Consider the following 21,696-nt stretch of genomic DNA (forward strand, 5'->3'; position numbering starts at 1 on the left):
GGCCACCGCGCCCGACCCTGCGGCTGCGGTGGTCCCGGCCGGGGCGCCGGAGAAGAAGATCACCGGCAGCACCGGCAGGATGCACGGCGAGATTCCGGTGATGAGACCGCCGAGAAAGCCGATCGCGATCAGAGTCGTCATATGAGTTATTCGTCACCACAACACTTTTGGATGGCCAGACAGCGAATCAGCCCGGCCGTGGAAACGGCCGGGCTGATATCGGTGAGTGTGGATCACATCGGGGGCATCAGCACCGTGTCGACGAGGTAGACGGTCGCGTTGGCGGTCTGCACGCCACCGCACGCCACGGAGGCGTCGTTGACCTTGAGGTCGGCGGGCATCATTCCCATGGCCGCGTTGGTGACGGTCACGTCGGCGCCCTGCATGGTCTTGTGCACGCCGACGACCTGCTCGGGGCTGGCCTGTCCTTCGACCACGTGATAGGTAAGGATGCTGGTCAGCAGCGCCGAATCGGTCTTGAGCTTGTCGATGGTGGCCGGATCGATCTTCGCGAACGCCTCATCGGTGGGCGCGAACACCGTCAGCGACGGCGCGCTGTTGAGCGTGTCGACCAGGTTGACGTTCGGGTTCAGCTGACCGGAAAGGGCCTGCGTCAGGGTCTTGAGCATCGGGTTGTTGGACGCCGCGACGGCGACCGGATCCATGGCCATGCCGGTCACCGAGGCCGGGCCTTCCGGGTTCTGCGCAGCGTAGGCGGCACAGCCAGGGCCGACGAGTTCGGCGTTCGCGACACCGGTGGAGGCGAACAGCAGGCCGGAGGCCGCTGCCGCGGCACATGCGACGCCGGCGATCTTCTGGGTGTTCATCGAGAAATTCATCGAGTTGATCCTTCGTGTGATCGTCTTGGCTTCTGGTTGGTGGAAACGGTTCCGATGGGGCGAGGCAGCCAGGTCGGGGGAAAAGGCTGCCTCGCCGGCTCATCGGTCACCCGTGCAGCGCGGCTCAGGCTGCCGGGGGCATCAACACCGTGTCGATCATGTAGACGGTGGCGTTGGCGGTCTTCACGCCACCGCACACCAGGCCGGCGTCGCCGACCTTGAGGTCGTCACCGGCACCGGTGACGGTGACGGTCTCGCCCTGCACGGTCTTGTGGTCACCGGCGACCTGGTCGGGGCTCGCCTGGCCGGGCACCACGTGGTAGGTGAGGATCGACGTCAGCAGGTCCGAGTCGGTCTTCAGGGTCTCCAGCGTGGCGGGGTCGATCTTGGCGAACGCATCGTCGGTCGGGGCGAAGACGGTGAACTCGCCGCCGTTGAGCGTGTCGACCAGGTTGACATTGGGGTTCAGCTGGCCGGAAAGGGCCTGCGTCAGGGTCTTGAGCATCGGGTTGTTCGACGCGGCGACGGTGACCGGATCTGCGGCCATGCCCGTGACCGAACCGGGGCCGGTCGGCACCTGCTCGGCGTAGGCGGCGCATCCGGTGCCGATCAACGCACCGGCGGGCGCGGCTGCGGCGGAGCTTGTGGTCTCCGGCGCCATCGACGACGTCATGGAGGAGACCGACGAGCTGGCCTCACTGGCACTGCTTTCGGTGGACGAACTTCCGCCCGAACACGCGGACAACCCGAGAGCTGCCACCGCGGCAACTCCGGCGATGGCGATCCGATGGGGTGTGAGAGTCATAGGGCTCAACTTCCTTGTTGGCGGGCCGGCCGGTGCCGGGCCCGTGTCGCCGTACATCAGTCATTCGGCGCACCGGGGCGTCCGGATGGGTCGGACTTCACATCAGGGGCACAATGAACCGGTGACTTCTTCCGGCGCACGCTGTCGCGTCCTGATCCTGGGCAGCACGGGATCCATCGGTACCCAGGCGCTCGAGGTCATCGCCGCCAACCCGGACCGCTTCGAACTCGTCGGGCTGGCCGCCGGCGGTGCCAACCCCGAGGTGCTCGCCGCGCAGCGCGCGCAGACCGGGGTGACCAACATCGCCGTCGCCGATCCGCGGGCCGCCGATCAGCTCGGCGACGTGCCGTATGTCGGGGAGCAGGCGGCCACCCGGATCGTCGAGGAGACCGAGGCCGACGTGGTGCTCAACGCACTGGTCGGCGCGCTCGGGCTCAAACCGACGCTGGCCGCGCTGCACAGCGGAGCCCGGCTGGCGCTGGCGAACAAGGAGTCACTGGTCGCGGGCGGGCCGCTGGTGCTTAAGGCCGCCGCGCCCGGTCAGATCGTGCCGGTGGATTCCGAGCATTCCGCGCTGGCGCAATGTCTGCGATCGGGGGGCGCCGATGAGGTGGACCGGCTGGTGCTGACCGCCTCGGGCGGGCCGTTCCGGGGCTGGGCCGCCGCGGACCTGGAGGCCGTCACCCCCGAACAGGCCGGCGCGCATCCGACCTGGTCGATGGGCCCGATGAACACCTTGAACTCGGCGTCGATGGTGAACAAGGGCCTGGAGCTCATCGAGACGCACCTGCTGTTCGGGATCGACTACGACCGCATCGACGTGGTGGTGCACCCGCAGTCCATCGTGCATTCCATGGTGACCTTCACCGACGGTTCGACCATCGCCCAGGCCAGCCCGCCCGATATGCGGCTGCCCATCGCGCTGGCGCTGGGCTGGCCGGAGCGGGTGCCCGGCGCCGCCACGGCGTGTGACTGGACGACCGCGTCGACCTGGACGTTCGAGCCGCTGGACGATGCGGTGTTCCCGGCGGTGAACCTGGCCAGGGAGGCCGGGCGGCGGGGTGGGAGCCTGACCGCCGTCTACAACGCCGCCAACGAGGAGGCCGCCGAGGCGTTCCTGTCGGGGCGCCTCAAATTCCCCGCGATCGTGCGGACCGTGGCCGATGTGCTGCACGCCGCAGATCAGTGGGCGGCCGAACCCGCTACCGTGGAAGAGATACTTGATGCGCAGGACTGGGCCCGCGACCGGGCCCGGAGTGCGGTAAACCGGGAGGTAGTAGCAAGCCGATGATGTTCGCGTTCGGCATCGTGGCGTTCGCGCTGGCCATCCTGGTGTCGGTGGCTCTGCACGAATGCGGCCACATGTGGGTGGCCAGGGCCACCGGAATGAAGGTGCGCCGCTACTTCGTGGGCTTCGGGCCCACGTTGTGGTCGACGCACCGGCCCAACAGGCTCGGCAGCACCGAGTACGGCGTGAAGGCAGTGCCGCTGGGCGGCTTCTGCGATATCGCGGGCATGACCTCGGTGGAGGAGATGGCCCCCGAGGACCGCCCGCACGCGATGTACAAGCAGAAGGTGTGGAAGCGCGTCGCGGTGCTGTTCGCCGGACCGGCGATGAACTTCATCATCGGGCTGGTCCTCATCTACTCCATCGCCATCATCTGGGGCCTGCCCAACCTGCATCCGCCGACCACCGCGATCGTCGGTGAAACCGCTTGTGTGGCACCGCAGGTCGCCAAGGGCGGGGAAGATCCCTACGGTCCCTGCCCGCAGCCGGGACCGGGGCCTGCCGCGCTGGCCGGCATCCAAGGCGGTGACACCATCGTCAAGGTCGGTGACACCGATGTGGCGACGTTCGCCGATATGGCGGCCGCCATCCGTCAGCTCGACGGCCCCGTACAGGTGGTCTATGAACGCGACGGGCAGCGCCTGTACACCGTCGTCGACGTCGCGCAGACCCAGCGCTTCACCTCGACCGAGGCCGAGACCCCCGACACCGTCGGTGCCATCGGCGTCAGCGCCGCGCTGCCGCCGGGCCCCACGCACTACAACCCGCTGTCGGCGATCCCGGCCACCTTCGCGTTCACCGGCGACCTCGCCGTCGAACTCGGCAAGGCGCTGGCCAAGATCCCGACCAAGATCGGCGCCCTGGTGGACGCCATCGGCGGCGGCGAACGCGATCCCGAGACGCCGATCTCGGTGGTCGGTGCCTCCATCATCGGCGGCGACACCGTCGACCACGGTCTGTGGGTGGCGTTCTGGTTCTTCCTCGCGCAGCTGAACTTCGTCCTCGGCGCCATCAACCTGATCCCGCTGCTGCCGTTCGACGGCGGTCACATCGCGATCGCCGTCTTCGAGAAGATCCGCAATATGATTCGGGCGGCACGCGGCAAAGTCGCCGCGGCGCCGGTCAACTACCTCAAGCTGATGCCCGCCACCTATGTCGTGCTGGTGTTCGTGGTCGGCTACATGCTGTTGACCGTGACTGCGGACCTGGTCAATCCCATCCGACTCTTCCAGTAGCTCTGCACAGCCAGTAGGAGACGATCCATATGACGTCCATCGGTCTGGGCATGCCAGCCCCGCCACCGCCCACGCTGGCCCCGCGCCGCAAGACCCGTCAGCTGATGGTCAAGGATGTCGGCGTCGGCAGCGAGTACCCGATCGCGGTGCAGTCGATGTGCACCACCAAGACGCACGACATCAACGCGACGCTGCAGCAGATCGCGGAACTGACCGCATCGGGCTGCGACATCGTCCGCGTCGCCTGCCCCCGGCAGGAGGATGCCGACGCGCTGCCGGCGATCGCCAAGAAGGCCAACATCCCGGTCATCGCCGACATCCATTTCCAGCCCAAATACATCTTCGCCGCCATCGACGCGGGCTGCGCCGCGGTCCGGGTGAACCCGGGCAACATCAAGGAGTTCGACGGCCGGGTCAAGGAGGTCGCGAAAGCGGCTGCGGCAGCCAACATCCCGATCCGTATCGGGGTGAACGCCGGTTCGCTCGATCCCCGGCTGATGAAGAAGTACGGCAAGGCCACCCCGGAGGCGCTGGTCGAGTCGGCGCTGTGGGAGGCCTCGCTGTTCGAGGAGCACGGCTTCGGCGACATCAAGATCAGCGTCAAGCACAACGACCCCGTCATCATGGTGGCCGCCTACGAGCAGCTGGCGGAGCGGTGTGACTACCCGCTGCACCTCGGCGTCACCGAGGCCGGGCCGGCCTTCCAGGGCACCATCAAGTCCGCGGTGGCCTTCGGTGCGCTGCTGTCCAAGGGCATCGGCGACACCATCCGGGTGTCGCTGTCCGCGCCGCCGATCGAGGAGATCAAGGTCGGCAACCAGATCCTGGAGTCGCTGAACCTGCGTCCCCGCGGGCTGGAGATCGTGTCCTGCCCGTCGTGTGGGCGGGCCCAGGTGGACGTGTACAAGCTGGCCAACGAGGTGTCGGCGGGCCTGGAGGGCATGGAGATCCCGTTGCGCGTCGCGGTGATGGGCTGCGTGGTCAACGGACCCGGAGAGGCGCGCGAGGCCGATCTCGGGGTGGCCTCGGGTAACGGCAAGGGCCAGATCTTCGTCAAGGGCGAAGTGATCAAGACGGTGCCGGAGGCGATGATCGTCGAGACGCTGATCGAAGAGGCGATGCGGATCGCCGAGGAATCCGACGCGCAGGGAAGTCCCAGCGGCCCGCCGGTTGTCACCGTAAGCTGAAGCTCGACCCTGTGAGCGGGGTCACCTGATCCGGCTGGCCAAGAAAGAGTGCTCCAATGTCGGCTCCACCGCTGTCACGTGTCACAGACGACCGACAGGTGTCGGTGGTTCGCGACCTGGATGCGGTGCGTGGGGTGCTCGAAGCCGATCCGGTCGCGTCGTGCATGGTGGCCTGCCGGGTGCTCGACTTCGGTGTCGACCCCAATGCGATCGGTGGCGAGCTGTGGACGCGCCGGAACCCGGCCGAATCCCTGTGCTACGCCGGAGCGAACCTGATTCCATTGCGCGGCAGTGCCGATGACCTGTCAGCCTTCGCCGACAAGGCGCTCAGTGCGCCGCGCCGATGTTCCTCGCTGGTGGGCCGGGCCGAACTGGTGCTGCCGCTGTGGCAGCGGCTGGAGCCGGGCTGGGGAACCGCCCGCGATGTGCGGGCCGATCAGCCACTGATGGCGCTGAACGGGCCTTCGCACTGCGAGGCCGACCCGGCCGTGCGGCCGGTCCGGATGGAGGAGTTGGACGCCTATCTGGTCGCGGCCATCGAGATGTTCATCGGTGAGGTGGGCATCGACCCGCGTCTCGGTGACGGCGGCCGCAGCTACCGGCGCCGGGTGGCCGGGCTGATCGCGGCGGGCCGGGCCTGGGCGCGGTTCGAGCGCGGCGAGGTCGTCTTCAAGGCCGAGATCGGTTCGCAGTCCCCGACGGTCGGCCAGATCCAGGGCGTCTGGGTGCACCCGCGGTGGCGGGGCCGCGGCCTCGGAGCGGCCGGCACCGCCACGGTGTCGGAAGCGGTACTGCGCAGCGGGCGGATCGCCAGCCTGTACGTCAACGGGTTCAACGAGGTCGCCCGGGCCACCTACGCGAAGATCGGCTTCACCGAGGTCGGCACCTTCGCGACCATCCTGCTCGACTGAGTCTCAAGGCCGTAACGGTTCCGTCTCGGTGCGCCTCCGACGGATGCGGCCGTCACACTCTTAACATCAGCCACAATGACATCGCTGGCATCAATAACCTCAACAGCATCACGGGCATCGCGCGTGCTGAGTACGGCCGCGATCCTCGTCGCCGTCGCGACGGTTGCTTCTCTGACTGCCTGCACCCCCAAACCCGATGGGCCCGAACCGGTTGCCGCGCAGTTCTTCGAGGCACTGGTCACCGGGGACACCGCGGGTGCCGCCCACCTGTCCGACAAGCCCGCCGAGGCGCAGTCCGCCCTCAACGAGGCCTGGTCCGGGCTGCAGGCCCGGCGGCTGGACACCCAGATCACCGGCTCCAAGTACGCCGTCGACACCGGCACCGTGAAGTTCCGCTACACCTGGCACCTGCCCAAGGACCGGACCTGGACCTACGACGGCGAGCTGAACATGGTGCGCAACGAGGGCCTGTGGCAGGTGCGCTGGAACACCACCGCGCTGCACCCGGGCCTGGGCGCCAACCAGACGCTGGCGCTGCGCGCCGATCCGCCGGGACGGGCCTCGGTCAACGAGCGCGGCGGCAGCGATGTGCTGGTGCCCGGCTACCTCTACCACTACGCGTTGGACGCCCGCGCCGCTGGCGCCGACCTGATGCCGACCGCCCGCGCGGTGGCCGATGCGCTGCGCCCGTTCGACCCCGCCATGGACGCCCAGCGCCTCGCCGAGGAGGCCAGCTCGCGCACCACCCCGCTGAGCCTGATCACCCTGCGCAAGTCCGACTATGACCGGGTGTTCCCGGCCCTCGGCAACCGGCCCGGTGTGGTGATCACCCCGCAACCCGAAATGCTGGCCACCGACGACACTTTCGCGCCCGCCATCGTGCAGGAGGTCAAGAAGGCGGTCACCGAGGACCTGGTCGGGGAGCCCGGCTGGCGGGTGGTCAGCGTCAACCAGAACGGCGTCGACGTCGCGGTGCTCAACGAGCAGTCCGGCACCCCGGCGCCCTCGGTGACGATCAGCCTGGACCGTGCCGTGCAGAACGCCGCCCAGGATGCGGTGGACATGGTCGGCAAGAAGGCGATGATCGTCGCGATCAAACCGTCGACCGGTGAGATCCTGGCCGTCGCGCAGAATTCCGCCGCCGACGTCGACGGGCCGACCGCCACCATGGGCCTGTACCCACCGGGCTCGACGTTCAAGATCGTCACCGCCGCCGCGGCGCTGGAACGCGATATGGCCACCCCGAACACCCTGCTGGGCTGCCCGGGCACCCTCGACATCGGCCACCGCACCGTCACCAACTACAACGCCTTCGATCTCGGTACGGTCCCGCTGTCGCGGGCCTTCGCGAACTCCTGCAACACCACCTTCGCCGAACTCGCCAGCACCATGCCGCCGCGCGGACTGACCACCGCGGCCGCCCGGTACGGGCTGGGTCCGGACTTCGTCGTCGACGGGGTGCCCACGGTGACCGGGTCGGTGCCCCCGACGGTGGATCTGGCCGAGCGCACCGAGGACGGCTTCGGGCAGGGCAAGGTGCTGGCCAGCCCGTTCGGCATGGCCATGGTCGCGGCGACCGTCGCGGCCGGCAGGACGCCGGTGCCACATCTGATCGAGGGACGCGAGACCGAGGTCAAGGGGGAGACCGGTGAGCCGGTCAGCCCGGAGATCATGGACGGCCTGCGCCCGATGATGCGGCTGGTGGTGACCAACGGCACCGCCAAGGATCTCAACGGCCTCGGCGATGTCCGCGGCAAGACCGGTGAGGCCGAATTCAACGGCGGCTCGCACGCCTGGTTCACCGGGTACCGCGGCGACATGGCCTTCGCGGCCCTGATCGTCGGCGGCGGCAGTTCGGAGTACGCGGTGCGGATGTGCCGCGACATGCTCAACGGATTGCCGCCGGATTATCTGGCCTAATCTGTCTGTGGGATGAACAACGACGACCTCACGACACTGCGGGTGTCCGACGCCGACCGCAACGGCACCCTGCGCCGGCTGCACAATGCGGTGGCGCTCGGGCTGATCGACATCGGTGAATTCGAGGAACGCTCGGCGCTGGTGTCACAGGCCCGGCTGCACACCGATCTGGAAGCACTCGTCGGCGACCTGCCCGGACCCGGCGCCATCATCACCTCGGCCGCCGACCGGGTGGAACTGCGCGGTGTGCTGGGTTCGCTGAAACGTCATGGGGAATGGGTGGTCCCGACCCGGCTGGCGCTGCACCGCCGGATGGGTTCGGTGGATCTGGACCTGACCCGGGCGCGTTTTGCGGGCCCGATGATCGTGGTCGAACTCGATCTGCGGTTCGGTGGGCTGGACCTGCGTCTGCCCGACGGCGCGAGCGCCTCCATCGACGATGTCGAGGTGGTGGTGGGCAGTGCCAATGACCACCGCCGCGACGCGCCGGCCGAGGGCTCCCCGCACATCGTGCTCACCGGCAAGGTGGTGTGCGGTTCGGTGGATATCCGCGGGCCACGCCGGAACTGGAAGCCCGGTTTTCGCCGGTCCTAACGCGGTTCGAGCACCGCGAAGGTCAGCGTCGCGCGCGCGGCGAGCCGGTCGCGGGTGACATCGGTGACATCGACCGAGGTCACGATGAGCCGTTTTCCGGCCCGCACGATCTTGGCCTCGGCGCGGGCGGTGCCCATGATCGGGGCCAGGAAGTGGATGTTGAGATCGGCGGTCGTCACGTCGTGGCCGACGCCGGTGGCGTTGCCGGCCAGGATGCCCGCCGCGATATCGATGAGCGTCGCGACCAGCCCGCCCTGCAGTGCGCCACGGACATTGGCGAGATCGGGCCGGTTCTCCATCTCCAGCACCAGCCGGTCATCGGTCGATTCGATCTCCCGGTAGCCCAGCCGGTCCAGGATGTGGGTTTCGCTCACCGCCGTACGGTAACACCATTACCGCATCCGGAGAATGGTGCTCTCCGCGGGTCGGTGCCCCGCGCTGCAGGCACCGCCCGTGAGCCGACGATTAGGCTGTCCCCATGCCTGTGCGCGCGCCCCTTCGGTCCGGTGAGCTCTCCCCGACACTGCCGGTGCCCAAGTCCATCCCGCGTCCCGAGTACGCATGGAAGCCGACGGCGGTCGAAGGCCACGAACCGTGGGTGCAGACGCCGGAGGTCATCGAGAAGATGCGGGTGGCCGGACGGATCGCGGCCGGCGCCCTCGCCGAGGCCGGCAAGGCGGTCGCGCCCGGGGTGACCACCGACCACCTGGACCGCGTCGCGCACGAGTACATGCTCGACCACGGCGCGTACCCGTCCACCCTGGGCTACAAGGGATTTCCCAAGTCCTGCTGCACCTCGCTGAACGAGGTCATCTGCCACGGCATCCCGGATTCCACCGTCATCGAGGACGGTGACATCGTCAACATCGACGTCACCGCCTACCGCGACGGGGTGCACGGCGACACCAACGCCACCTTCCTGGCAGGCGATGTCTCCGAGGAGCACCGCCTGCTGGTCGAACGCACCCACGAGGCGACCATGCGTGCCATCAAGGCGGTCAAACCCGGCCGGGCATTGTCCATCGTCGGCCGGGTCATCGAGGCCTACGCGAACCGGTTCGGCTACAACGTGGTACGCGATTTCACCGGTCACGGCATCGGCGAGACCTTCCACAACGGCCTGGTCGTGCTGCACTACGACCAGCCCGCGGTGGAGACCGTCATCGAACCGGGCATGACCTTCACCATCGAACCGATGATCAACCTCGGCGCCCTGGACTACGAGATCTGGGATGACGGCTGGACGGTGGCCACCCGCGATCGCAAGTGGACCGCCCAGTTCGAGCACACGCTGGTGGTCACCGAGGACGGTGCCGAGATCCTGACGCTCGTGTGAGCGCACTGCTGATCGCCGGCACCACCTCCGACGCCGGCAAGTCGATGGTGGTCGCCGGGCTGTGCAGACTGCTGGCGCGCAGGGGAATTCGGGTCGCGCCGTTCAAGGCGCAGAACATGAGCAACAACTCCGCCGTCACCGTCGAGGGCGGTGAGATCGGCCGCGCCCAGGCCATGCAGGCGCGTGCGGCCGGGCTGGCGCCCAGCGTGCGGTTCAACCCGGTGCTGCTCAAACCGGGCAGCGACCGGACATCGCAACTGGTGGTGCGCGGTCAGGTCGCGGGCACCATGGCCGCCGGCGACTACCTGACCAAACGGCGTCAACTCGCCGATATCGTCAACGGCGAATTGGCCGCACTGCGAACAGAATTCGACGTGGTCATCTGCGAGGGCGCCGGGTCGCCGGCGGAGATCAACCTGCGGGCCACCGATCTGGCGAACATGGGACTTGCCCGCGCCGGCGATCTGCCGGTGGTGGTGGTCGGCGACATCGACCGCGGTGGCCTGCTGGCCCACCTGTTCGGGACCGTCGCGGTGCTCGAACCAGAGGATCAGAAGCTCATCAGCGGATTCCTGGTGAACAAGTTCCGCGGTGACCCGGCGCTGCTGGAACCTGGGCTGCACCAACTGCGCGACCTGACCGGGCGGCCCACCTACGGCGTCATCCCGTACCTGGACGGGCTGTGGCTCGACACCGAGGATTCGCTGTCGGTGCAGGCCGGGCAGAGCCTCGGGCAGCCGATCCCGCCTCGCGGCGCGGACTGGCTGACGGTGGCCGCGGTGCGCCTGCCGCGCATCTCGAACTCCACCGACGTCGAGGCGCTGGCCTGTGAGCCGGGGGTGGCGGTGCGCTGGGTCGCCGACCCTGCCGAGGTCGCCGAGGCCGATGTGGTGGTGCTGCCCGGCAGCAAGGCGACGGTCTCCGACCTGGCATGGCTGCGCGAGCGCGGCCTGGCCGCGGCGGTGCACGCGCACGCGGCGGCGGGCCGGCCGGTGCTCGGTGTGTGCGGCGGCTTCCAGATGCTGTGCCGGTCCATCGACGACCCGGTCGAATCCGGCGCCGGTGCCGTCGACGGGCTCGGCCTGCTCGACGCCGACATCGTGTTCGAGCCGGAGAAGACGTTGCGGCACTGGGAAACTCCGCTGCACGGCTACGAGATCCACCACGGTCAGGTCCGTCGCAGCGGCGACGACGACTGGCTGGGCGTCGGGATCCGCCGCGGTGCGGTCTACGGCACGCACTGGCACGGCCTGCTCGACAACGACGAGGTCCGGCGCGCCTGGCTGACCGAGGCCGCCGCGGCGGCGGGCCGGTCCGGCTTCGAGGTGGCCGGCGACGTCAGCGTGGTCGCCCGCCGCGATGCCCAGCTGGACCTGATGGCCGATGCGCTGACCACCCACGTCGATCTCGATGCGCTGCTGGGTCTGCTCGGCGGTGCTCCGCGGCGACCGGTCATCGCCTCGGCGCTGGGTAGCCTGGGCCCATGACGCCCATGGTTCGGTGGCTGCCGGCACTGCTCGCGGTGATGGCCACCGCGCTCACCGGTTGCACCAGCGCCGTACAGGGCAGCCCGACCTGGCCGGGGGAGCGACTGGAACGCGTGCTGCTGAGCTCGGCCGACTTCCCGGCGGGCGTGCAGTTCGACCGCATCATCGAGAACCCCGGCGAACCCGACGGCACCGGGGCGCCGCCGGCGATGCTGTCCGATCCGCCCGGGTGCAGCGAGGGCTTCACCAAGGTGATCACCGCGTCCGCCGAGCGCGGCGCCGGCAGCGCGGCCAAGTACACCGTCAGCTACGACGGGGCCCGGATGCTGGTGACGGTGCTGAGCTGGCCGCTGGACATGGAGGGGCTGGACGCCACCGCGCAGCGGTGCGCGAGCTTCGCGACCTACTTCGACCGCAACGCCGCACCCATCCCGATGACCACCGAACGACTGGACACCGAGCGCCCCGACGCGCTGGTCTATCAGCAGACGATGGATCTCGCCGGTGCGCAGAGCAGTGTCTGGTTCTCCTTCGAGAACGTCGATTCGATGGCCGTTTTCGCCGTCGCGTTCCCGACGGCCAACCCGTCGATCCCCGTCAAAGCCACGCTGCCGCAGACCTTTCTGGATGTCACCGGCAAACAAGCGCAACGTCTGCGGACACCCTGATGGCCGACGTGCAAGACCGGGAAAACGCCTGCGCCGAGCCCGCGGATGTCCTAGCGTGACCGACATGCCCCCCGAGACCGCTGGGTCGACCGTGACCGTCGACGGTTTCGCATTCCCGGTCGAGGTCGCAGGTCCGGAGAACGCCGGAGTGGTGGTGCTGCTGGGGTCCGTCCAGCATGCGCCGGCGGCCTACAGCGCGGTGTGTGAGCGGCTGCACACCGCATCGCTGCGCACCGTCGTCATCGCCCCGTCGCCCCGCCTGACCGCGGTTTCAGTTATCGCCATCCTGGACGCGCTGCAGGTGCGCTGGGGCACCCTGGTCGGCGACCGGGTCGGGGCCGAACTGGCCTGGGAGCTCGCGGCCACCCGGCTGGACCGGTTCACCGGGCTGGTGGTGATCGACCGCGGACATCCGCGCGCCCCCGATGAGGCCGGCGCCATCCGCGACGAGAACTGCCCGCCGGTGGAGGTGGCCACCACCGCGTTGGTGAGCACCGCCGCGGCGGCGAAAGTGGCGCGCGCCAGCCAGCGCTTCGTCTACGGCGACTTCCGTCTGGTCGAGCTGCTGGGGCGGCGCAACGCCGGCGAATCCACCGCGCAGCTGGCCGCCGAGATCGTGATGCGCACCAGCACCTGGTGACGGCGGGGCCCTCTCGCATTCCATTGGTCTGATGGCCTACCTTTAGAGGTGGCGCCGGGTCACCGCCGATCCCGCGCCGTAGCCGACGAGGGAGTGCGCCCCATGGTTGACACCGGAATGCTGTCGCAGGCCGATCTGGAACAGCTCGTCGCCGCCCGCGAGATCGACACCGTCATCGTCGCGTTCCCCGACATGCAGGGCCGTCTCATCGGTAAACGGGTGTCGGCGCGGCTGTTCGTCGAAGAGGTCGCCGCGCACGGCGCCGAGTGTTGCAACTACCTGCTGGCCGTCGATGTCGACATGAACACCGTCGACGGCTATGCGATGTCGAGCTGGGAGACCGGCTACGGCGACATGGTCATGACCCCGGATTTCGCCACCCTGCGCCTGCTGCCGTGGCAGCCGGGCACGGCGCTGGTGATGGCCGACCTGTCCTTCACCGACGGCCGGCCCGTCGCGGTTTCCCCGCGCACCATCCTGCGCACCCAGCTCGACCGGCTGGCCGAGCGCGGCCTGAGCGCGTTCGTCGGTACCGAGCTGGAGTTCATGGTCTTCGACGACACCTACCGCGAGGCCTGGAAATCCGGCTACCGCAACCTGACACCGGCCACCGATTACAACATCGACTACGCGATGCTGGCGTCCACCCGGATGGAGCCGCTGCTGCGCGACATCCGCCTCGGGATGGATGGCGCGGGCATGTACTGCGAGGGCGTGAAGGGCGAGTGCAACCTGGGTCAGCAGGAAATCGCGTTCCGCTATGACGAGGCCCTGGTCACCTGCGACAACCACACCATCTACAAGAACGGCGCCAAGGAGATCGCCGATCAGCACGGCAAATCGCTGACCTTCATGGCCAAGTTCGATGAGCGCGAAGGCAACAGCTGCCACATCCACATCTCGCTGCAAGCCACCGACGGGGCGGCGGTCTTCGCCGACGAGGATGATCCGGACGGCATGTCGGCGATGTTCCGCAGCTTCGTGGCAGGCCAGATCGCCACCCTGCGCGAGCTCACCTTCTTCTACGCACCGAACATCAACTCCTACAAGCGTTTCGCCGACGGCAGCTTTGCCCCGACCGCGATCGCCTGGGGGATGGACAACCGCACCTGCGCGCTGCGGGTGGTCGGTCACGGCCCCGGGATGCGGGTGGAGTGCCGGGCACCCGGCGGTGACGTCAACCAGTACCTGGCCGTCGCGGCGCTGATCGCCGGCGGTCTGCACGGTATCGATGAGGGCCTGGAACTGGAGGAAGCCTGCACCGGCAACGCCTACACCGGTGGCGCGCAACGGCTGCCGAGCACCCTGGCCGAGTCGGCGGCGCTGTTCGAGCACTCCGAGATCGCCAAGGCCGCGTTCGGTGACGAGGTGGTCGCCCACTATCTGAACAATGCGCACATCGAGCTCGCCGCGTTCAATGCCGCGGTGACCGACTGGGAGAGGGTGCGCGGCTTTGAGCGACTCTGAAGCCAGAGCGGTCCCGAGACCTGTCCTGGGCCTGACCACCTACCTGCAGCGCGCCCAGACCGGCGTCTGGGATGTCGACGCCAGCTTCCTGCCGGCCATCTACATCGACGGGGTGAACCGCGGCGGCGCCACCGCGCTGCTGCTGCCGCCGCAACCCGGCGGCACCGAGGTGGCCGACCGCGTCCTCGACGGCATCGACGGCCTGATCATCACCGGCGGCCGCGACGTCAACCCGGAAAGCTATGGCAGTCAACGGCACCCGACCACCGATGAGCCGATGGGCGAGCGGGACTCCTGGGAGTTCGCACTGCTCAACGCGGCGTTGCGGCGCGGTATGCCGGTGCTCGGAATCTGCCGCGGCGCCCAGGTGCTCAACGTCGCGCTCGGCGGCACCCTGCACCAGCACCTGCCCGATGTGCTCGGGCACAGCCGCCACCAGCAGGGCAACGCGGTGTTCAGCACCTCCTCGGTACGCACCGTGGCCGGGACCCGGCTGGCGGCCCTCATCGGTGAGACCTCCGATGCGCAGTGCTATCACCATCAGGCCATCGACGCGCTCGGTGCCGGGCTGATCGTCAGCGCCCGCGACACCGCCGACGGTGTCATCGAGGCGGTTGAACTCGAAGGCGACAGCTTCGTGCTCGCCGTGCAGTGGCATCCCGAGGAGCGCCTCGACGATGTGCGGCTGTTCACGGCGGTGGCCGACGCGGCACGCGAATACACAACAGAAAGGGTGTCCCGATGAGCACCTCGACGGTCATCAACCCGGCCACCGAGGACGTACTGCGCGATGTCGAACTGCTCGACATCGAGGCGGTGGACGATGCGGTGGCCCGCGCGGTCGCCGCGCAGCGGCGGTGGGCCCGGCTGGCGCCCGCCGAACGGGCCGGCGCGCTGCGGGCCTTCGCTGCGGTCGTCGACGCGCATATCGGTGAGCTCGCCGCCCTGGAGGTCGCCAACTCCGGGCACCCGGTCGGGCAGGCCGAATGGGAGGCCGGGCATGTCCGCGACGTGCTGACCTACTACTCGGCCGCCCCGGAACGCCTGCTGGGACAGCAGATCCCGGTGGCCGGCGGTATCGACATCACCTTCAACGAGCCGCTCGGGGTCGTCGGGATCATCACCCCGTGGAACTTCCCGATGACCATCGCGTCGTGGGGTTTCGCCCCGGCGCTGGCCGCCGGTAACGCCGTGGTGCTCAAACCGGCCGAATGGACGCCGCTGACCAGCCTGCGCCTGGCCGAGCTGGCGGTGGCGGCCGGGCTGGACCCCGACCTGTTCCAGGTGCTGCCGGGCGCCGGAGGGGTGGTCGGCGAACGCTTCGTCAGCCACCCCGATGTGCGCAAGATCGTGTTCACCGGATCGACCGCCGTCGGCACCCGGGTGATGGCCGGTGCGGCCGCGCAGGTCAAACGCGTCACCCTGGAACTCGGGGGCAAGAGCGCCAATATCGTGTTCGACGACTGCGACCTGGAGCGCGCGGCGGCCACCGCGCCCTACGGCGTCTTCGACAATGCCGGCCAGGACTGCTGCGCGCGCAGCCGAATTTTGGTGCAGCGCAACGTCTACGACCGGTTCATGGAACTGCTGGAGCCCGCCGTCGCGGGTGTGAAGGTCGGTGACCCGACCTCCCGCGACACCGAGATGGGACCATTGGTGTCGCGCACACACTGGGAATCGGTGCGCGGCTACGTCCCCGACGGTGCCCCGGTGGCCTTCCGCGGATCGGCACCGTCAGGTCCCGGCTTCTGGTTCCCGCCAACGGTGTTGACGCCGCAGCGCACCGACCGCACCGTCACCGAGGAGATCTTCGGGCCGGTGGTCACCGTGCTGCCGTTCGAGGACGAGGCCGACGCCATCGCGCTGGCCAACGACACCAGCTACGGGCTGTCCGGCTCGATCTGGACCGAGAACGTGTCGCGGGCACTGCGGGTTTCGCGCGCCGTGGAGGCCGGCAACCTGAGCGTCAACTCACACTCCTCGGTGCGCTACAGCACCCCGTTCGGTGGCTTCAAACAGTCCGGCCTCGGCCGCGAGCTGGGTCCCGATGCGCCACTGCACTTCACCGAAACCAAGAACGTCTTCATTGCGATAACGGAGAACATCTAATGGAAAACGTAGATCTGACCCAGCGACTCAAGGACAAGGTCGCCGTCATCACCGGCGGCGCCAGCGGTATCGGGCTGGCGGCCGCCAAGCGCATGCAGGCCGAAGGTGCGATCGTCGTCATCGGCGATGTCGACCCGGCCGCGGGCAAGACCGTCGCCAACGATCTCAATGTCCAGTTCGTCCAGGTCGATGTCTCCGACCCGGCTGCGGTGGACAACCTGTTCGACACCGCCTTCGACGTGCACGGCGGGGTGGACATCGCCTTCAACAACGCCGGAATCAGCCCGCCCGACGACGATCTGATCGAGAACACCAGCCTCGACGCGTGGCAGCGGGTACAGGACGTGAACCTCAAATCGGTGTTCCTGTGCTCGAAGGCGGCGCTGCGGCACATGGTGCCCGCCCAGAAGGGGTCGATCATCAACACCGCATCGTTCGTGGCGGTGCTCGGCTCGGCCACCTCGCAGATCTCCTACACCGCCTCCAAGGGCGGGGTGCTCGCGATGTCGCGCGAGCTCGGCGTGCAGTACGCCCGCCAGGGCATCCGGGTCAACGCGCTGTGCCCGGGCCCGGTGAACACCCCACTGCTCAAGGAACTGTTCGCCAAGGATCCCGAGCGCGCCGCGCGCCGGCTGGTGCACGTCCCCGTCGGCCGGTTCGCCGAGCCCGAGGAACTGGCGGCCGCGGTGGCGTTCCTGGCCAGCGACGACGCGTCCTTCATCACCGGGTCCAGCTTCCTGGTCGACGGTGGTATCAGCTCGGCCTACGTCACGCCGCTGTGAGATAGCGAACACCATGACCTCCCCGCCGGATCCGCAGACCACCTCGGAGAGCCTGCTGCGACCGGTGCGGCTGGGCAATGCCTTCGAGGACACCGTGGCGCGGTTGCTGCAGACCATCCGGCTCGGGGTGCTGGCGCCCGGCGAGTCGCTGCCACCGGAACGCGAGTTGGCCGCGCGCCTCGGCGTCAGCCGGGACACCGTGCGGGAGGCCATCAAATCACTGGCCGAGGCCGGCTATCTGGTGTCGCGGCGCGGACGGTACGGCGGCACGTTCCTGGCCGACGAGATACCCAGGCTGGCACCCGGCACCGAGGACGTCACCCGGGCCGATATCGACGATGCGCTGCGACTGCGCGAGATCCTGGAGGTGGGCGCCGCGCGGTCGGCGGCCGGCCGCACGCTGACCGAGACCGAGCGCGGCGAGCTGTGCGCCCGGCTCGACGATGTGCGCGGGGCCGCCCCCGAGGACTACCGCCGACTGGACTCCCGGCTGCACCTGGCGATCGCGGAGGCGGCGGGTTCGGTGTCGCTGGTGCCGCTGGTGGCCGAGAACCGGATGCGGGTCAACGCCCTGCTGGACCAGATCCCGCTGTTGCCGCGCAACATCGCGCACTCCGACGAGCAGCACGAGGCGATCGTCGGCGCCATCCTGGCCGCAGACGCCGCCGCGGCGGCCGACGCCATGTGCGCGCACCTGGCCGGCTCGGCCGCGCTGCTGCACGGGTTCCTGGACTAGATTGCCTTCCATGGAGGACGCGTCGGTGGTGCAGAAGGCGTCATCGGCGCTTGCCGACGTCGACACCTCCGAATGGGCGCGCCGGTTCGACCTGCTCTCGGACCCGCATCGCCTGGAGATCCTGCTCAGCCTGCACCGGGTTCCGGGCATCTGTGTCAGCGACCTGGCCGCCGCGCTGGGGCGATCCGAAAATGCGGTGTCGCAGGCACTTCGGGTGCTGCGCGGGCAGGGCTGGGTGACCAGCAGCCGAGCGGGCCGTTCGGTCAGCTACCGGCTCGCCGACGACATCGTGCACGACCTGCTGCATTGGATCGGTGCGGGTCACAACTGATCCGCGATTTCCGGACATTTCCGGCCAGGTTCGGATCAGCATGGATTCATGAACGCCACCGAGACGGATTCTGCCGACGCCGACCGCGCACTCAAGCTCAGACACCGCGCCCTGTGGGCCTCCGGCGACTACGTCGCGGTGGCCACCGAACTCATCCCCGAACTCGGCTCCGAACTGGTCAGGGCCTGCCGGGTCGGCGCCGGTGACCGGGTCCTCGACGTCGCCGCCGGCGCGGGTAATGCCGCCATCCCGGCCGCGTGCGCCGGGGCATCGGTCACGGCCGCCGACCTCACCCCCGAACTGTTCGCCGCGGGCCGCACCCGCGCCGCGCAACAGGGCGTCGGGCTGGACTGGGTGGAGGCCGATGCGGAGGCGATGCCGTTCGCGGACAACGCCTTCGACATCGTGATGTCCTGCGTGGGCGTCATGTTCGCGCCCCGGCACCAGGCCAGTGCCGACGAACTCGTGCGGGTATGCCGTCCGGGCGGCACCATCGGGCTGATCAACTGGACGCCGACGGGTTTCATCGGGCAGCTGTTCGCCACCATGAAGCCGTTCGCGCCGCCGCCCCCTCCCGGTGCGAGTCCGGCACCGTTGTGGGGTGACGAAACCCATGTGAGCGAATTGTTCGGTGACCGGGTCACCGGCGCCGACATGCAACGCCGGACGGTGCGCCTCGATCACTGCAGCGAACCGCTGGAGTTCCGCGAGTACTGGAAGCGCAACTACGGACCCACCATCGCGGTCTACGCAGCCAACGCCGACCGGCCCGACCGGCTTGCCGCGCTGGACGACGCCTTCCTCGAATTCCTGGCGTCATCCCGGCGGGATGACGGCTGGGAGGCGGAGTACCTGCTGGTGACGGCGACCAGGCGCTGAACTCAGTCCAGCAGACCCAGCAGTGCGTTCTCGATCACCTCGGGCAGCGCGGGGTGGATCCAATACTGGCCGGTGGCAACCTCTTTGGCGGTCTGGCCGAAGCTGATCGCCTGGATCAGCGGCTGGATGATGGAGGACGCCTGATGGCCCATGATGTGGGCGCCCAGCAGCTTGCCGGTGGCGCGGTCGCCGATGAGTTTCGCGACGCCGGTGTGGTCCTCCATGGCCCACCCGTAGGCGGTGTCGCTGTAGTCCTGCACCTTGACCACGATGTCGTGGCCGGCCTCGCGGGCCTCGGCCTCGGTGAGCCCGACGGTGGCCATCTGGGGATCGGTGAACACCGCCGACGGTACGAACCGGTGATCGCTGGCCACCATGGCCGCGGTGTCGTCCCAGTCGCGCAGCAGGTTGTGCCGGACCACCCGCATCTCGTGATTGGCCACATGTTTGAGCTGATACGCCGAGGACACGTCGCCCAGGGCCCACACCCCGCGCGCGGAGGTGCGCTGGTACTCGTCGACCACGACCATGCTGCCGTCGAGCTGGACCCCGGCCAGATCGGCGTCCAGCTGATCGCCGTTGGGCTTGCGGCCGGTGGCCACCAGCAACATGTCCGCGACCAGCTCGGAACCGTCGTCGAGTTCCAATACGACACCGTCACCGCCCTGCGGGCGCGACCCGACCACGTTGGTGTGCGTGCGCAGATCCCACTTGGCCGCCGCCAGATCGGTGAACCGGTGGCAGACCGTCTCATCGCAGTGGGTCAGCATTCCGGGTCCGCGCACCACGACGGTGATGCGCACTCCGAGCGCGGAGAACACGTGCGCGAATTCCGCGGCCACGAAACCGCCGCCGACGATCACCAGGTGCTCGGGCAGCGCCGCGATCCGCATGATGTTGTCGCTGGTGTAGTACTGCACACCGCATTCGGTGATGGCCGGCGGCACGACGGCGCGGGCCCCGGCGGCGATCACCACCTGATCCGAGCTGAACTCCGCACCGTCCTCGGCGCGCAGTGTGTAGCGTCCGTCGGCGGCGCCGGTGAACCGGGTGTGGCTGCCGTACACGTCGATGTTGGTCATGCTGCGCTTGTAGGCTTCGCCGCCGGCCGCGATCGGGTCGATACGGCCGAAGACCCGCGACACGATGTCGGGCCAGCGCACCTTGTCGATGTGGGAGTCGATGCCGAAGCGGGAACTCTCCCGGATGGTCTGCGCGACCTCCGCGGCGTAGACGAACATCTTGGTGGGGATGCAGCCGACGTTCAGGCAGGTGCCGCCGAAGGTGCCCTGTTCGCAGATCGCCACGCGCATATCGCCGTAGCGGGCGTCGAACTCGGCGTTGGGGATGCTGTTCCCCGAGCCGGTCCCGATGATGGTCAGGTCGTAGTGCTCCACGCGGGCCGTCCTTATCCGGAATGTGGTGTGGTCGATGGTGCCCCGGTCCTGAGATACCAGTCCAGCCACCTGTCCAGTTCGTAATAGGCGGCCGACCGCGGCTCGGCGAGCGACAGGAAGACATCGTGTTTGGCGTCGGTGATCGGTACCACCGTAAGCCGGTTGCCGACACAGCCCGCCCACCGGGCGATCTGGGCGACGTCGAGCACGGCGTCGCCGCGCTGGATGAGTTCCGGTTCGGGGGATTCGGTGACGCTGTGATCCGAGCGCAGGATCAGGCTGGGCACGCCGACGTCCAGGCCGCGGTGCAGTCGCAACTGGGCGCGCCGGATCGCGTTGATCCAGCCGAACGTCACCGGGAATCCGCCGACCGGCTTCCACTCCAGGTTGTATTCGAACTCCCCGGAGTAGTCGCGGTGCAGGCTGGTCCCGTATCCGCCCGCCGTCGGTTTGCGGACCACCTGCATCTTGCGCAGCCGAGCCAGCGCGATCAGCGCGGCCGAGGTCGGCGGGGTACGCAGGATCGCCGGTCCGTGCAGGTCGAGGAACGGGCTGTTGAGCACCAGCCCGCTGATCGGGGTGCTCACCTGGCGGCTGCGCAGCCGGTCCAGCCACAGCGACACGATCAGCCCGCCCGCCGAATGCCCGTACATCAGCACGTCGGCGGCGCCGACGGCGTCCAGCGCGGCTTCCAGCGCGCCGTCATAGTGCGCCAGATTGGAGGTGAAGTGCGGGGTCTGGCCGTCCCGGCGGGACCGGCCGCACTTGGGCAGATCGAGGGCATAGAAGGCGAATCCCCGGCCGGCGAAGTGATCGGCCAGCTCGGTGTGGAAGAAATAGTCGGTGTAGCCGTGCACCGCCAGCACGGCGCGCTCCCGGTGATTCTCCCCGTCGCTTCGCTCGCCCCGACCCGGCGGTTCACCACGACGGATGAGGGTGGCCACGAGGTCGCCCTCCCCATCGGGATCGGCGCCCAGGGCCAGCGGCCGCTGCCAATAGCCAGGTAATACGTCAGGCTCCCAGCCGGTCACCTCAGCCACTCTAGTGACCTGCACGGCCCGACCGCTTCTCTTGTCACCGGCGGG

General features: G+C 68.8%; 22 protein-coding genes. 17 read left to right on the forward strand and 5 right to left on the reverse strand.

What is annotated here, in order from left to right; all coding sequences use genetic code 11:
- Positions 1 to 233: 233 nt before the first annotated feature.
- On the reverse strand, positions 234 to 839 hold the full coding sequence (locus tag AC1DTF_RS10270) for a fasciclin domain-containing protein (protein WP_235571324.1): 606 nt from the start codon (positions 837 to 839) through the stop codon (positions 234 to 236).
- A 124-nt stretch (positions 840 to 963) separates the two neighbouring features.
- Complete coding sequence (locus AC1DTF_RS10275; RefSeq protein ID WP_477474004.1) at positions 964 to 1,644, reverse strand: fasciclin domain-containing protein; 681 nt, start codon at positions 1,642 to 1,644, stop codon at positions 964 to 966.
- Between the two features lie 85 nt (positions 1,645 to 1,729).
- Between AC1DTF_RS10275 and dxr the strand changes: the two genes are divergently transcribed.
- The 6 genes from dxr to AC1DTF_RS10305 all read left to right on the forward strand — a co-directional run bounded on the left by dxr (position 1,730) and on the right by AC1DTF_RS10305 (position 8,779).
- Positions 1,730 to 2,935, forward strand: a complete 1,206-nt coding sequence (gene dxr / locus AC1DTF_RS10280; protein ID WP_477474005.1) for a 1-deoxy-D-xylulose-5-phosphate reductoisomerase — start codon at positions 1,730 to 1,732, stop codon at positions 2,933 to 2,935.
- On the forward strand, positions 2,932 to 4,167 hold the full coding sequence (locus AC1DTF_RS10285) for a M50 family metallopeptidase (protein ID WP_057168645.1): 1,236 nt from the start codon (positions 2,932 to 2,934) through the stop codon (positions 4,165 to 4,167). Before dxr ends, AC1DTF_RS10285 begins: the two co-directional genes overlap by 4 nt.
- A gap of 29 nt (positions 4,168 to 4,196) precedes the next feature.
- Positions 4,197 to 5,354: a flavodoxin-dependent (E)-4-hydroxy-3-methylbut-2-enyl-diphosphate synthase gene (gene ispG, locus AC1DTF_RS10290; RefSeq protein ID WP_057168646.1), complete on the forward strand. Its 1,158-nt coding sequence runs from the start codon at positions 4,197 to 4,199 to the stop codon at positions 5,352 to 5,354.
- A 56-nt stretch (positions 5,355 to 5,410) separates the two neighbouring features.
- A complete protein-coding gene (locus AC1DTF_RS10295; RefSeq protein ID WP_057168647.1) occupies positions 5,411 to 6,265 on the forward strand; it encodes a GNAT family N-acetyltransferase in 855 nt (284 codons plus the stop codon).
- Positions 6,266 to 6,340: 75 nt separating this feature from the next.
- On the forward strand, positions 6,341 to 8,185 hold the full coding sequence (locus tag AC1DTF_RS10300) for a penicillin-binding transpeptidase domain-containing protein (RefSeq protein WP_057168648.1): 1,845 nt from the start codon (positions 6,341 to 6,343) through the stop codon (positions 8,183 to 8,185).
- A gap of 12 nt (positions 8,186 to 8,197) precedes the next feature.
- On the forward strand, positions 8,198 to 8,779 hold the full coding sequence (locus AC1DTF_RS10305; protein ID WP_057168649.1) for a DUF1707 SHOCT-like domain-containing protein: 582 nt from the start codon (positions 8,198 to 8,200) through the stop codon (positions 8,777 to 8,779).
- Here AC1DTF_RS10305 and AC1DTF_RS10310 read toward each other — a convergent pair.
- Entirely contained in the window at positions 8,776 to 9,153 is a 378-nt protein-coding gene (locus tag AC1DTF_RS10310) for a PaaI family thioesterase (RefSeq protein ID WP_477474006.1), read from the reverse strand. The genes AC1DTF_RS10305 and AC1DTF_RS10310 overlap by 4 nt on opposite strands.
- Before the next feature lie 104 nt (positions 9,154 to 9,257).
- On the opposite strand from AC1DTF_RS10310, the gene map reads away from it, so the two are divergent.
- From map to AC1DTF_RS10365, 11 genes are all read left to right on the forward strand, one after another.
- Positions 9,258 to 10,115, forward strand: coding sequence for a type I methionyl aminopeptidase (gene map / locus AC1DTF_RS10315; protein WP_057168651.1), 858 nt, complete (start codon positions 9,258 to 9,260; stop codon positions 10,113 to 10,115).
- Entirely contained in the window at positions 10,112 to 11,602 is a 1,491-nt protein-coding gene (locus tag AC1DTF_RS10320) for a cobyric acid synthase (RefSeq protein ID WP_477474007.1), read from the forward strand. Before map ends, AC1DTF_RS10320 begins: the two co-directional genes overlap by 4 nt.
- A 5-nt stretch (positions 11,603 to 11,607) precedes the next feature.
- Positions 11,608 to 12,270, forward strand: a complete 663-nt coding sequence (locus AC1DTF_RS10325) for a hypothetical protein (protein ID WP_477474055.1) — start codon at positions 11,608 to 11,610, stop codon at positions 12,268 to 12,270.
- Positions 12,271 to 12,334: 64 nt separating this feature from the next.
- Positions 12,335 to 12,910 (forward strand): alpha/beta hydrolase, encoded by a 576-nt coding sequence (locus AC1DTF_RS10330; protein ID WP_057168653.1) that lies wholly within the window; start codon positions 12,335 to 12,337, stop codon positions 12,908 to 12,910.
- 102 nt (positions 12,911 to 13,012) lie between these two features.
- Positions 13,013 to 14,377 carry a glutamine synthetase family protein gene (locus tag AC1DTF_RS10335; RefSeq protein ID WP_477474008.1) on the forward strand — a complete coding sequence of 455 codons (1,365 nt, stop codon included), beginning with the start codon at positions 13,013 to 13,015 and terminating at the stop codon, positions 14,375 to 14,377.
- Positions 14,364 to 15,122 carry a gamma-glutamyl-gamma-aminobutyrate hydrolase family protein gene (locus AC1DTF_RS10340; RefSeq protein ID WP_477474009.1) on the forward strand — a complete coding sequence of 253 codons (759 nt, stop codon included), beginning with the start codon at positions 14,364 to 14,366 and terminating at the stop codon, positions 15,120 to 15,122. Before AC1DTF_RS10335 ends, AC1DTF_RS10340 begins: the two co-directional genes overlap by 14 nt.
- Positions 15,119 to 16,486, forward strand: a complete 1,368-nt coding sequence (locus AC1DTF_RS10345; protein WP_477474010.1) for an aldehyde dehydrogenase family protein — start codon at positions 15,119 to 15,121, stop codon at positions 16,484 to 16,486. Before AC1DTF_RS10340 ends, AC1DTF_RS10345 begins: the two co-directional genes overlap by 4 nt.
- Positions 16,486 to 17,268, forward strand: a complete 783-nt coding sequence (locus AC1DTF_RS10350; RefSeq protein ID WP_057168657.1) for a 3-oxoacyl-ACP reductase — start codon at positions 16,486 to 16,488, stop codon at positions 17,266 to 17,268. Before AC1DTF_RS10345 ends, AC1DTF_RS10350 begins: the two co-directional genes overlap by 1 nt.
- Before the next feature lie 13 nt (positions 17,269 to 17,281).
- Positions 17,282 to 18,004 (forward strand): FadR/GntR family transcriptional regulator, encoded by a 723-nt coding sequence (locus AC1DTF_RS10355; RefSeq protein WP_477474011.1) that lies wholly within the window; start codon positions 17,282 to 17,284, stop codon positions 18,002 to 18,004.
- A gap of 10 nt (positions 18,005 to 18,014) precedes the next feature.
- Positions 18,015 to 18,335, forward strand: coding sequence for an ArsR/SmtB family transcription factor (locus AC1DTF_RS10360; RefSeq protein ID WP_057168659.1), 321 nt, complete (start codon positions 18,015 to 18,017; stop codon positions 18,333 to 18,335).
- 48 nt (positions 18,336 to 18,383) lie between these two features.
- Positions 18,384 to 19,214: a class I SAM-dependent methyltransferase gene (locus tag AC1DTF_RS10365; RefSeq protein ID WP_477474012.1), complete on the forward strand. Its 831-nt coding sequence runs from the start codon at positions 18,384 to 18,386 to the stop codon at positions 19,212 to 19,214.
- Positions 19,215 to 19,216: 2 nt separating this feature from the next.
- Here AC1DTF_RS10365 and mtr read toward each other — a convergent pair whose 3' ends face one another.
- Positions 19,217 to 20,611 (reverse strand): mycothione reductase, encoded by a 1,395-nt coding sequence (mtr, locus tag AC1DTF_RS10370; RefSeq protein ID WP_057168661.1) that lies wholly within the window; start codon positions 20,609 to 20,611, stop codon positions 19,217 to 19,219.
- 11 nt (positions 20,612 to 20,622) lie between these two features.
- Entirely contained in the window at positions 20,623 to 21,642 is a 1,020-nt protein-coding gene (locus AC1DTF_RS10375) for an alpha/beta hydrolase (RefSeq protein WP_477474056.1), read from the reverse strand.
- Positions 21,643 to 21,696 lie beyond the last annotated feature (54 nt).

The organism is Mycobacterium sp. P4_H6 (assembly GCF_056400845.1).

Excerpts from the sequence above, each read along its gene's own strand:
- AC1DTF_RS10270 (WP_235571324.1), bottom strand. The coding sequence starts at position 839 with ATGAATTTCTCGATGAACACCCAGAAGATCGCCGGCGTCGCATGTGCC.
- AC1DTF_RS10275 (WP_477474004.1), bottom strand. The coding sequence starts at position 1,644 with ATGACTCTCACACCCCATCGGATCGCCATCGCCGGAGTTGCCGCGGTG.
- dxr (WP_477474005.1), top strand. The coding sequence starts at position 1,730 with ATGGGTCGGACTTCACATCAGGGGCACAATGAACCGGTGACTTCTTCC.
- AC1DTF_RS10285 (WP_057168645.1), top strand. The coding sequence starts at position 2,932 with ATGATGTTCGCGTTCGGCATCGTGGCGTTCGCGCTGGCCATCCTGGTG.
- ispG (WP_057168646.1), top strand. The coding sequence starts at position 4,197 with ATGACGTCCATCGGTCTGGGCATGCCAGCCCCGCCACCGCCCACGCTG.
- AC1DTF_RS10295 (WP_057168647.1), top strand. The coding sequence starts at position 5,411 with ATGTCGGCTCCACCGCTGTCACGTGTCACAGACGACCGACAGGTGTCG.
- AC1DTF_RS10300 (WP_057168648.1), top strand. The coding sequence starts at position 6,341 with ATGACATCGCTGGCATCAATAACCTCAACAGCATCACGGGCATCGCGC.
- AC1DTF_RS10305 (WP_057168649.1), top strand. The coding sequence starts at position 8,198 with ATGAACAACGACGACCTCACGACACTGCGGGTGTCCGACGCCGACCGC.
- map (WP_057168651.1), top strand. The coding sequence starts at position 9,258 with ATGCCTGTGCGCGCGCCCCTTCGGTCCGGTGAGCTCTCCCCGACACTG.
- AC1DTF_RS10325 (WP_477474055.1), top strand. The coding sequence starts at position 11,608 with ATGGTTCGGTGGCTGCCGGCACTGCTCGCGGTGATGGCCACCGCGCTC.
- AC1DTF_RS10330 (WP_057168653.1), top strand. The coding sequence starts at position 12,335 with ATGCCCCCCGAGACCGCTGGGTCGACCGTGACCGTCGACGGTTTCGCA.
- AC1DTF_RS10335 (WP_477474008.1), top strand. The coding sequence starts at position 13,013 with ATGGTTGACACCGGAATGCTGTCGCAGGCCGATCTGGAACAGCTCGTC.
- AC1DTF_RS10345 (WP_477474010.1), top strand. The coding sequence starts at position 15,119 with ATGAGCACCTCGACGGTCATCAACCCGGCCACCGAGGACGTACTGCGC.
- AC1DTF_RS10350 (WP_057168657.1), top strand. The coding sequence starts at position 16,486 with ATGGAAAACGTAGATCTGACCCAGCGACTCAAGGACAAGGTCGCCGTC.
- AC1DTF_RS10355 (WP_477474011.1), top strand. The coding sequence starts at position 17,282 with ATGACCTCCCCGCCGGATCCGCAGACCACCTCGGAGAGCCTGCTGCGA.
- AC1DTF_RS10360 (WP_057168659.1), top strand. The coding sequence starts at position 18,015 with ATGGAGGACGCGTCGGTGGTGCAGAAGGCGTCATCGGCGCTTGCCGAC.
- AC1DTF_RS10365 (WP_477474012.1), top strand. The coding sequence starts at position 18,384 with ATGAACGCCACCGAGACGGATTCTGCCGACGCCGACCGCGCACTCAAG.